Source organism: Psychrobacter sp. (assembly GCF_036731945.1).
In the GTDB taxonomy this organism is placed as follows: Bacteria; Pseudomonadota; Gammaproteobacteria; order Pseudomonadales; family Moraxellaceae; genus Psychrobacter.
In genome coordinates this window covers 76,557-86,286 of the sequence record NZ_DAINDI010000001.1, presented here as the reverse complement: position 1 = coordinate 86,286, position 9,730 = coordinate 76,557, and the positions used below count along the sequence as shown (strand labels likewise).

General features: G+C 42.1%; 12 protein-coding genes. 7 read left to right on the top strand and 5 right to left on the bottom strand.

The window, feature by feature from the left end:
- Positions 1–111: 111 nt before the first annotated feature.
- The 7 genes from V7D75_RS00350 (at position 112) to V7D75_RS00320 (ending at position 7,405) form a co-directional block, all read left to right on the top strand.
- Complete coding sequence (locus V7D75_RS00350; protein ID WP_333612953.1) at positions 112–2,295, top strand: ATP-dependent helicase; 2,184 nt, start codon at positions 112–114, stop codon at positions 2,293–2,295.
- A gap of 229 nt (positions 2,296–2,524) precedes the next feature.
- Positions 2,525–3,772 (top strand): NAD(P)/FAD-dependent oxidoreductase, encoded by a 1,248-nt coding sequence (locus V7D75_RS00345; RefSeq protein ID WP_333612936.1) that lies wholly within the window; start codon positions 2,525–2,527, stop codon positions 3,770–3,772.
- Positions 3,773–3,873: 101 nt separating this feature from the next.
- Complete coding sequence (locus V7D75_RS00340; RefSeq protein WP_333612935.1) at positions 3,874–4,212, top strand: RidA family protein; 339 nt, start codon at positions 3,874–3,876, stop codon at positions 4,210–4,212.
- Between the two features lie 176 nt (positions 4,213–4,388).
- Positions 4,389–4,811, top strand: a complete 423-nt coding sequence (locus tag V7D75_RS00335) for a tetratricopeptide repeat protein (RefSeq protein ID WP_333612934.1) — start codon at positions 4,389–4,391, stop codon at positions 4,809–4,811.
- Positions 4,812–4,876: 65 nt separating this feature from the next.
- Positions 4,877–5,935 carry a nicotinate-nucleotide--dimethylbenzimidazole phosphoribosyltransferase gene (cobT, locus tag V7D75_RS00330; RefSeq protein WP_333612933.1) on the top strand — a complete coding sequence of 353 codons (1,059 nt, stop codon included), beginning with the start codon at positions 4,877–4,879 and terminating at the stop codon, positions 5,933–5,935.
- The gene (locus V7D75_RS00325; protein WP_333612932.1) at positions 5,935–6,789 is read left to right on the top strand and encodes an adenosylcobinamide-GDP ribazoletransferase; all 855 of its coding nucleotides are present in this window, start codon (positions 5,935–5,937) and stop codon (positions 6,787–6,789) included. Before cobT ends, V7D75_RS00325 begins: the two co-directional genes overlap by 1 nt.
- A 37-nt stretch (positions 6,790–6,826) precedes the next feature.
- The gene (locus tag V7D75_RS00320) at positions 6,827–7,405 is read left to right on the top strand and encodes a histidine phosphatase family protein (protein ID WP_333612931.1); all 579 of its coding nucleotides are present in this window, start codon (positions 6,827–6,829) and stop codon (positions 7,403–7,405) included.
- Positions 7,406–7,502: 97 nt separating this feature from the next.
- Here the strand turns inward: V7D75_RS00320 and V7D75_RS00315 are convergent, their stop codons facing one another.
- The 5 genes from V7D75_RS00315 to V7D75_RS00295 form a co-directional block, all read right to left on the bottom strand.
- Positions 7,503–7,727: a hypothetical protein gene (locus V7D75_RS00315; protein WP_333612930.1), complete on the bottom strand. Its 225-nt coding sequence runs from the start codon at positions 7,725–7,727 to the stop codon at positions 7,503–7,505.
- Positions 7,728–7,985: 258 nt separating this feature from the next.
- Positions 7,986–8,495, bottom strand: a complete 510-nt coding sequence (rplI, locus tag V7D75_RS00310) for a 50S ribosomal protein L9 (RefSeq protein WP_068404825.1) — start codon at positions 8,493–8,495, stop codon at positions 7,986–7,988.
- 25 nt (positions 8,496–8,520) lie between these two features.
- Positions 8,521–8,748 carry a 30S ribosomal protein S18 gene (rpsR, locus tag V7D75_RS00305; protein ID WP_068404827.1) on the bottom strand — a complete coding sequence of 76 codons (228 nt, stop codon included), beginning with the start codon at positions 8,746–8,748 and terminating at the stop codon, positions 8,521–8,523.
- A gap of 16 nt (positions 8,749–8,764) precedes the next feature.
- On the bottom strand, positions 8,765–9,163 hold the full coding sequence (rpsF, locus tag V7D75_RS00300) for a 30S ribosomal protein S6 (protein WP_068404828.1): 399 nt from the start codon (positions 9,161–9,163) through the stop codon (positions 8,765–8,767).
- Between the two features lie 298 nt (positions 9,164–9,461).
- Positions 9,462–9,730, bottom strand: a 269-nt coding sequence (locus tag V7D75_RS00295) for an RDD family protein (protein WP_333612929.1), incomplete at its 5' end; no start/stop codon positions are given.

Sequence of the window (9,730 nt, the reverse complement as noted above, 5' to 3'; positions counted from 1 at the left end):
GACCCTCAGCGCCCTGTCTATTATGATAAGCTATTAGCTATAAATGATGATGCATGCTGCTGCGCTGTCATCAATAGCTAGCACGATAAACCACACCAAAGGCAATTGTTAATAATGACCACCATCTTTGCTACCCACCATTATAATTATCCGCAAAATTTCGTTGACATGAAACCCAAGCTGACGCGGCTTGAGCAGGCGATTAAAAAGCTCGAGGCCAATTTGATAAATGCAGATAGTGAAATATTAGAGCAACGGCTTGCCGGCCATTTAGGGTTGCAAGTGGATTATGCCCGTGAGCTGAACCCTAACCAGTTGTTGGCTGCCACGACTATTGAGGGTAAGGTGTTGGTCATCGCCGGTGCAGGCTCTGGTAAAACCAAAACCCTGACCTACCGAACCAGCTATTTGATAGAAAATGGCGTCGCGCCAAAAGAGATTTTGCTATTAACCTTTACCCGAAAAGCAGCTAATGAAATTAAAAGTCGCGCTAGAACTTTGCTGGCTAGCCGTCTTTCGGACAATGACCACATAAATAGCAAGGCGCTAAACGATATCACCAGCGGCACTTTTCACTCTTTTTGCAATATGCTATTACGCCAATATTCTGGGCTACTTGGTATCAATCCGCGCTTTACTATTTTAGATACCGGCGACAGCGAAGATGCGATTGATTTGATTAATAAAGAAAAAAAGTATCCAACCAAAATAACCAATCAGGCATTTCCGCGCAAAAAAACCTTGCAAAATATCTTTTCAACTTCTAGAAATCGCCGTATTCATATTCGCGATTTAATCGAGAACAGTTATCCTGATATCGCCGTGCATATTCCAGTTATTGAGCAATTGGCGGTCGACTTTCATGAATATAAGCGCGCCAATCATTTATATGATTTTGATGATATCATCAGCCAAGTGGTGCGCCATCTAAAGCACAATGATACCTTTCGAAAGCTATTACAACAGCACTATCGTTATGTCATGGTCGATGAATATCAAGACACCAATATTCCGCAAAAAGAGCTGATAGATCTGATTTGTACGCCGGCATCGGTGTCGCTGATGGTCGTTGGTGATGACAACCAAAGCATCTATGCCTTTCGCGGTGCGAATTATGAAAATATCTTACTATTTGGCGAGAGTTATCCTGAAGCAAAACTGATTAAGCTAGAGCAAAATTATCGTAGTACGCCAGCGGTGCTTGATTATATCAATGCTTTATCGGCGCAAATCACGTTGGGCTATCAAAAGCAATTGTACTCGGGCGCATCTATAGAAGGCATCAAGCCAATATTTCGTCGTTTAAGTGACGAAACGAAGGAAGCAAAATATATTGCCGACAAAATTATCGAATTAAAACCAGATTACGATTATGAGGATTTTGCCGTCTTGTGCCGCACGTCTTTTCAATCCAACTATGTTCAGCTTGAATTTATGGAACGCAATATTCCCTTTATCGTCGTGGGTGGCATTCGCTTTATTGAGCGGCGTCATATCAAAGACGTTTTAGCCTTTGTTAAAATACTTTATAACCCAAATGACACCATTGCATGGCACCGTATCTTAACCCTGTTTAAAGGGGTAGGGGCAGTAACGGCGACGCGCTTAACCCAAGCGATTAATGCCGATAGCAATGTAAATAACAATGTTAATAACAACACTTTCGAGCCGCTATTAGCACCATCATTTGCAAAGAAAAGCCCACAGCTTAAATCATTGCATACGACTTTAACCAAAGCCAGTCAGGCAGAGTCAGTGGAAATGATGATTGAGCGAATTTTAGCGTTTTATATTCCTGTCCTAAAAACGATTGAAGAGAATTGGCGCGAGCGTAGTGAAGATTTTCGTGTACTCAAAAACTTAGCGACAGAACATGACAATCTCGATAAATTCTTAGAAAATCTTGCCCTCGATCCACCTAATGATTCAGTGGCGACTATGGATAAACCAGAAGACGACGATAAAGATAAGGTTACTATCTCGACTATTCATAGTGCCAAAGGGCTTGAATGGCCAGTGGTGTTTGTCAACTCTCTCGTCGATGGTATGACGCCGCACTATCGCTCGCTCAGTGATTTTGAAGAGTTAGAGGAGGAGCGTAAGCTGTTTTATGTTGCTTGTAGCCGTGCTAAAAGCAGATTGTTTTTAACCGCGCCCGAGTATTTCTCAAGCTATTCGGGTTACTTTGATAAGCCGTCAAGGTTTATCGCTGAGCTGCCTGCCGATAAGTTGACGGTCGAGACCAGTAAAAGGCTTTTAGAGACGCTAGCAAGTGAGGATCCAATTTGGTGGTGATTCATTCATGCTATTTTAATTATCCAAAACATGTGTATTTTTTTAATAGTTTGTTCATTATTCCTATCAGAAATAGCTTTCATTTAAAATCATAACTAAAAGTATGGAATAGTAAAAATATTTCTATGATAAGGGTTTAATCTGGTGCGCAATGCGTTACTATTACTCCCTTATCTGTTATTTCTCAACTTTGTTATTCTGTATTAAGACTTTAAAAAAAGGACGTGTTATGCGCTACGAAGTAATCGTTATCGGTGCAGGTATGGTTGGCACCTCAGCGGCTTGGCATCTACAAAAAAATAACGCTGAAGTCTTACTGTTAGACAAAAAACTACCGGGCTCTGAGACTTCATACGGCAATGCTGGTTTGATTCAACGCGAGGCGATTCATACCCATCCGTTTCCACGCCAGCTGACTGAAATGATACGCGTATTGCCAAACCAAGGCACTGATATTCGCTATCGAATCCCAGCGATTTTGCGCTATCATCAAGCGTTATTGCAGTATTGGAAATACTCGACGCCAGCTTCAATTAAAAAAATTGAAGCCGAGTGGCAGACGCTGATTGAACATTGCACCAGTGAACACCAAACCATGATTGAAGCGTCTGGCGCTGAATATTTGATTAGCCGTAAAGGCTGGTTGCAGTTGCATCGCTCTGAAGAAACGTTTAAAAGAGCTATTGATGCTGCAATCAAAGATCGTGATCAGGGCGTTGAGCACAATGTCTTGACGCTTGACGAATTAAAAGCGATGGAGCCGAGCGCCAATTTTGATGAGTTCGTTGGCGCGATTCATTGGCTAAACTCTTGGCAAGTGTCAAATCCGAGCTTATTGGTGAAATCATACGCAAAAAACTTTCAAGAAATGGGCGGTACCATCAGAGAAAGCGGTGTCAATGAAATCGTCCAAGAAGCAGATGGCTGGAAAATTATTACCGACAACGACACTTTTTATAGTGATAAATTGGTTATTGCTGCTGGGCCTTGGTCTAACGATTTAATCAGACCGCTTGGTTATGATTTGCCGCTGTTCCCAATGCGTGGCTATCATCAGCATTTTAAAGTCACGGAAAAAAACACCATCAACCATAGTATGTTTGATATGGATAAGGGTTTTGTGATGGGTCCGATGCAGCAAGGTATCCGCATCACTACCGGTGCTGAGATGACCACTATGAATGCGCCAAAGAATTTTGGTCAATTAAATACCGTGTTAAAACTTGCGCGCAAAATTCTGCCGCTAGAAGATGCCGTCGAGAGTGAAGCTTGGGCGGGCTCACGTCCTTGCATGCCGGATATGAAGCCAGTCATTGGTCCTGCGCCGCAGCACGACAAATTATGGTTTGCCTTTGGTCATAGCCATCAGGGTTTTACCTTAGGGCCTATGACAGGTCGTCTGGTGGAGGAGATGATTCACGAAAAACCGCTATTGGTCGATATTAAACCCTTTAGCGCCGAGCGTTTTTCTCACTAATTTTTGCTAAATAACCTCTAAGTAAAAATCGAGTCGTTTATATATTTGACAGTTCAGGTATTTGAAAGAACTGAAACATTAAAAATTAAGGATAATAATTCATGCAAAAGCTGCATAGTAATCAACGTATGAGTCAAATTGTGATTCATAACCAAACCATTTATCTGTCCGGTCAAGTGGGTAATAGCGAAGATGATATCAAAGCTCAAACCTTAACGTGCTTAGAGAAAGTCGAAAAATTACTGCAAGAAGTTGGTAGTGACAAATCAAAGCTGCTATCCGCAACCGTCTGGCTAAAAAGTATGTCAGACTTTGCTGCAATGAATGAAGTGTGGGATAAATGGTTTGAAGGCGTCCAGCCACCGGCGCGTGCATGCGGCGAATCAGCACTGGCTCGTCCTGAGTTATTGGTCGAGATTACCGTTATCGCTGCGGAATAATTACGAGCGTTTAATGACTGAATCTAACTGTGTATCGTAGATGCTAAGATTGAAAGCGAGATAAAATAAAAGGGTGTGATTGATGTCACGCCCTTTTTTATGAGCTATTGATACAAATTAGTCTATAATCAACACCATTCAACGCCTATAACGCGCAACCAACAGGGTAACCCATCATGATTAATACCAAAATATATAAATCCATTTATGTTTTAGCAGAAAAGCTGCTAGAAGCGGACAGTAAGAACGATCAAAAAACCTTTGATGCGCTATATGCGCAGCTAAAAGATTTGTGTGACGAAAATGAAAAAAGCGATAAAGACCATCCTGAACAGTGGGAAACCTTAGCTGACTTTACCGAGGATTTGGATGAAGCGCTGGTTATTTATCAAAAAGCACTAGATAAAGCGGCGGCGATTAATTCAAAAGATCATTTAGCATCGATTGCTTTTTCGATGGCTGAGCTGCAAATCGAATTGGGTCAAACCGATGCTGCGATCAAAAGTCTGCAAAATGCTAAAATCAGCGCCAATAAAATCGAAGATAGAGAATTTAAAGTCGAAATAAATGAATTGTTGGCGAAGTTGTTGGCAGAGTAAATCTAAACGGCAAGTTTTTTATCTAGATAAAAATTAAGTTAATTTCCTTGAAGGCATTGAACACATTGAACACATTTATAGCACCAGCGATTGCAAATATAGAAAATCACGAACTGCGTCAGCAATTGCAGCAAATCGTTGACCAAAAAACCAAGCCACTGGGCGCCCTTGGACGTTTAGAGACGCTTGCTGTACAGTTGGGATTGATTCAAGGTACGACCACGCCGCAAATTACGCAACCACAAATTCGGGTATTTGCTGCCGATCATGGTCTAACCAAGCATGGTACATCGGCATACCCTAGCGCGGTGACGGCGCAGATGGTGCATAACTTTTTGAAAGGCGGCGCTGCCATCAATGTTTTAGCGCGTCAGCATCATATTGAGCTAAAAGTGGTCGATGCTGGTGTCGATGCCGACTTTGCCAATTCTCCTTTTAAAGACCACGAGCAATTGCTTGATTATAAAGTGCGTCATGGAAGCCGCGACGCGTTAATAGAACCTGCCATGACAGCAGAAGAGTGCTTAGCCGCATTAGCAAATGGTATGGACGTAGTCAAGAACATGACGGGCAATCTGTTGATTGTCGGTGAAATGGGAATTGGTAACACATCCGCCGCCAGTTTATTACTGGCAAAATTGGGCGATATAGCGATTGATGCTTGTATCGGTCGCGGTACTGGTCTCGACGATGCAGGTTTACAGCACAAGACAAGTATTTTAACTCAAGTATTAGCGCGGCACAGTGAAGCGCAAACGCCATTCGACATACTTGCGGCATTAGGCGGGCTTGAGATTGCGATGATGGCAGGAGCGCTAATGCAAGCCGCCAGTGAGCGCCGTATTCTTCTTATCGATGGTTTTATCGCCAGTAGTGCATTATTGGCGGCTGAGCGCTTAGCGCCCGGTGTTGTTCAATATGCTGTCTTTGCTCATCATTCGGTCGAGCCGGGACACGCGCATTTATTAAAACTGCTCAACGCTGAGCCATTACTGAATATGGGTATGCGCTTAGGCGAGGGTAGCGGTGCGGCACTGGCGTATCCATTATTACAGTCGGCTTGTGCGATTATCAATGAGATGGCAAGTTTTAATGATGCTGGTATCAGTGGACAGAACAGCTAATGTCACAATTATCAAAAAAGCCATCGCATCAACCAGATTCATTATCCCACTCTTCGTCTAAACCAAGTATTGGCCAATTTATAAAACATGAATGGGGTTTATTGTTAGTAGCAGTACAGTTTTTAACGCGTCTGCCCGTACCGCAATTTGCCAATTACAATCCGCAGTGGTTGCACCAGAGCAGCCGTCATTTTCCTGGGGTAGGTCTGTTGGTTGGGCTACTTTGCGCGAGCGTATTTTGGCTAGGCAGCCTTTTATTTACGCCTTTGGTGGCGGCAGTGATAAGTACGGCCTTTGGAATTAGGCTCACTGGCGCTTTTCATGAAGATGGACTAGGTGGTGGCCTGACTCGCGCGCGTACTTTAACCATTATGAAGGACTCGCGCTTGGGTACTTATGGTGTACTAGGATTGGTCTCGGCGTTACTTATCAAAATCAGCTTATTGACGTCTATGCCATTACCGGTGGCTATCGTGGCGCTAATTATTGGTCATACGGCCTCACGTTTATTATGTATTAGTTTACTGGCGTTGTTGCCTTACGGCGGTGAGATTGAGCATGCTAAAGCCAAACCGATGGCGCAGCAGCTGACGCCATTACAAGGACTATGGAGCAGTGGTTGGCTCATATTAGCGGGCTTGCTGGTCGTGCTCCTATTGCCTAATACCGTACAGCAAATTGGTATTTGGCAATGGTCATTGGCTTTATTACTAGGCGTCGTAGCGACGGATTATATGCGGCGCTTGTTGCGCAGGCGTTTAGGTGGCTATACTGGTGATGGGTTAGGCGCCACGCAGCAGTTAAGTGAAATCGCTATTTATATCGGACTTGCTGCCTCGAACCCTTTTATTTAATTTTAAGCGTACTATTTTAAAAGGATAATGATAGCCAATGGTTTTGTATATTTGGCGCCATCCAAAGCCCATTGCGGCTAATGGCTTTTGTATCGGACAGACTGATATCAGTGTCGATAAACGCAAAATTAAACGCCTTGCTAATAAAATACAGCGCTTCGTGCGTCTGCATCAATTGCCAAAAGTGATTTGGGTCAGCCCGCTACAGCGCTCATTAAAAGTCGGGGGAATACTGGCGCAGCATGGCTTTCGGTATCGTGTCGTACCTGAGCTGGCAGAGATTGATTTTGGCGGCTGGGACGGTCAGCCTTGGGCGCAAATTCCTAAACAAGAGATTGATGATTGGTGTGATCATTTTGCAGATTTTGCCCCTAAGGACGGCGAGAGTTTACAGCAGTTGTTTAATCGTGTAGAAAACTGGTTAAATGAGATGGCTGCGCAAAATAGTGGTCAAAAACCAGTATTAGCAGTCGGTCATGCGGGCTGGATAAATGCTGCCAGTATAATTGCCGCTGGGCAAGAATCACCAAAGATAGCGGCTGATTGGCCACAAGCAGTAAATTATTTACAATGCCGTAAACTAAATTTTCAACCAAAAGAAGCTGACTGTTTATAATAGCCAGCTTTTTGAGTAATGTTATTTTAATCTAACTTTTATAATTATTTTTCTTTCTTCAATATGTCTCTTTTATCAATATAGCAATAAAAATGTTCTAATCTATCTTATCAAACCATGCTTTATTGTCTTTAGGGCTCATAGAATCAAAGCTAACATAAATACCTTCATCGTCTAAGGTTGCATACCAATGGTCGGCATTGTTGTTAGTCAGAATCTGGAAATACTTATCATTCACAATTCTACCGACCTTGTAGGTTTCACCTTCTTTATAAAACTCGTTACCTTGGATACATATTAATTTGTCATCAGTGTTTATCATATCGTCCCATTTTATCTATGACTAAATACAGCTAGGATAGCAATAGCTCCGATATTATTGAAGACGACTTTATAAGCAGTATTTTATTATTAGGTATAGATTATACAGGTGTTTTATTACCAGTTATTGCTACAAAATAGTATTGTAAGTTTTAATTAGAAAATTAAACATTTAGGGGATTTTAAGCATAAAAAAAGCCAGTAACATGACGTTACTGGCTTTCTTAGACGGGTAGTAAGTTTACACTACTACCAAATATTACTCTTCTGAGTAATCTTCGTTGTCGTCTTCAACTTCTTCAGCGGCATCTTCATTGTCGCCATCTTCAGAAAGAATGGTTACTAAGATGCTAGCAGTTACGTCATGGTGTAGTTGAATATCTACATTATATTCGCCCACTTGACGTAGTGTGCCTTCAGGTAGCTTGATTTCAGCACGGTCAACTTCTAGACCTGAGTTAGTCAATGCTTCAGCGATATCGCGAGTACCGATAGAGCCAAATAGCTTGCCTTCGTCACCTGATTTAGCGCGCATGATAACATTAACGTCCGTTAACGCGTCAGCACGTTCTTGAGCAACCGCTACTTCTTTTGCTTCTTCAGCTTCAAGCTCAGCACGACGTGCTTCGAACTTTTCAATGTTTGCTTTAGTTGCAGGTAGTGCTTTGCCCTGAGGGATAAGAAAGTTACGTCCGTAACCTGGTTTCACATCGACAGTTTCACCGAGTTTACCAAGGTTGACGATACGCTGTAACAAAATAATTTGCATGAGTCATTCCTAGTTAACGGTTAAATTACTGATGGTTGTCAGTATACGGAAGTAGCGCAAGATAGCGAGCTTGCTTGATAGCAGTGGCTAGCTGACGCTGATATTTAGTAGATGTACCAGTAATGCGGCTTGGTACGATTTTACCATTGTCACTGATGTACTGTTTTAGCAATTCAACATCTTTATAATCGATGTGAGTGATGCCTTCAGCAGTGAAACGGCAGAATTTGCGACGGCGATAGAAACGTGCCATGAGTATTCTCCTTTAATTAGTCTTCACTGTTGTCGTTGTCGTCGTTTTCACGATTGTCTGGACGACGAGTCGTTGCTTTGCGTGCGCGTTTTTCATCGGCATTCTTGGCTAACTGCGACTCTTCAGTGACAGCTTCGTCACGGCGCATAACTAGACTACGAATGATCGCGTCGTTATAACGGAATAATTCTTCAAGTTCAGCCAAAGTCTCACCGTCAGTTTCAACGTTGAAAAGAACGTAGTGAGCTTTGTGAATTTTGTTAATTGGGTAAGCCAATTGACGACGACCCCAATCTTCTAGACGATGGATCGTACCGCCGTTGTCTTGAACCAACTTGATATAGCGTTCAACCATGCCGACCACTTGGTCGCTTTGGTCTGGGTGTACAAGTAACACCAGTTCGTAATGTCGCATTATGACTCCTTACGGATTAGTAGCTATTAACCCTATGTTAATAGCAAGGAGATTTATAAGGTAAGCCCAAATCTTATCGAATTTTGCAAAAACAATAGTAATAAGCTTAGTTTATAAAGCGCCGTATTATAACAGTACTCAGCCTCTAACACAAAGGTTAATCACTGAGCGTCTGTCAATAAATAATAAAAGACGTAAATATAAATTATTCAATAAAAAAGCAGCGTATAAACGCCACTTTTTCATATAACTTTATGATATTTATAACAATCGTTTTTATAATAAACTTATAAACCCATTATTTTACCTTGGGTTGTTTGACCAATTGGCTATTGTCGGCTTTCACTACTAAGGTTTTAGCTAGTTTGTCATGCCAACCGATGTTTTCAGGACTTTTTGAGGCCATATAATAATGAACAATAATAACCACAAAACCTAAAAAGCTAGTAAATGAGAATAATAAGTTGTAAATAATAAACAGTAGTAGCGTACGCATGCCAATAAGCTTGGTAAAAGAAGGCAAGCGGTGGGTGCTTTGGTCAACGACGCGAATACCGGTAATCAGCT

Excerpts from the sequence above, each read along its gene's own strand:
- V7D75_RS00345 (WP_333612936.1), top strand. The coding sequence starts at position 2,525 with ATGCGCTACGAAGTAATCGTTATCGGTGCAGGTATGGTTGGCACCTCA.
- V7D75_RS00340 (WP_333612935.1), top strand. The coding sequence starts at position 3,874 with ATGCAAAAGCTGCATAGTAATCAACGTATGAGTCAAATTGTGATTCAT.
- V7D75_RS00335 (WP_333612934.1), top strand. The coding sequence starts at position 4,389 with ATGATTAATACCAAAATATATAAATCCATTTATGTTTTAGCAGAAAAG.
- V7D75_RS00325 (WP_333612932.1), top strand. The coding sequence starts at position 5,935 with ATGTCACAATTATCAAAAAAGCCATCGCATCAACCAGATTCATTATCC.
- V7D75_RS00320 (WP_333612931.1), top strand. The coding sequence starts at position 6,827 with ATGGTTTTGTATATTTGGCGCCATCCAAAGCCCATTGCGGCTAATGGC.
- V7D75_RS00315 (WP_333612930.1), bottom strand. The coding sequence starts at position 7,727 with ATGATAAACACTGATGACAAATTAATATGTATCCAAGGTAACGAGTTT.
- rplI (WP_068404825.1), bottom strand. The coding sequence starts at position 8,495 with ATGCAAATTATTTTGTTACAGCGTATCGTCAACCTTGGTAAACTCGGT.
- rpsR (WP_068404827.1), bottom strand. The coding sequence starts at position 8,748 with ATGGCACGTTTCTATCGCCGTCGCAAATTCTGCCGTTTCACTGCTGAA.
- rpsF (WP_068404828.1), bottom strand. The coding sequence starts at position 9,163 with ATGCGACATTACGAACTGGTGTTACTTGTACACCCAGACCAAAGCGAC.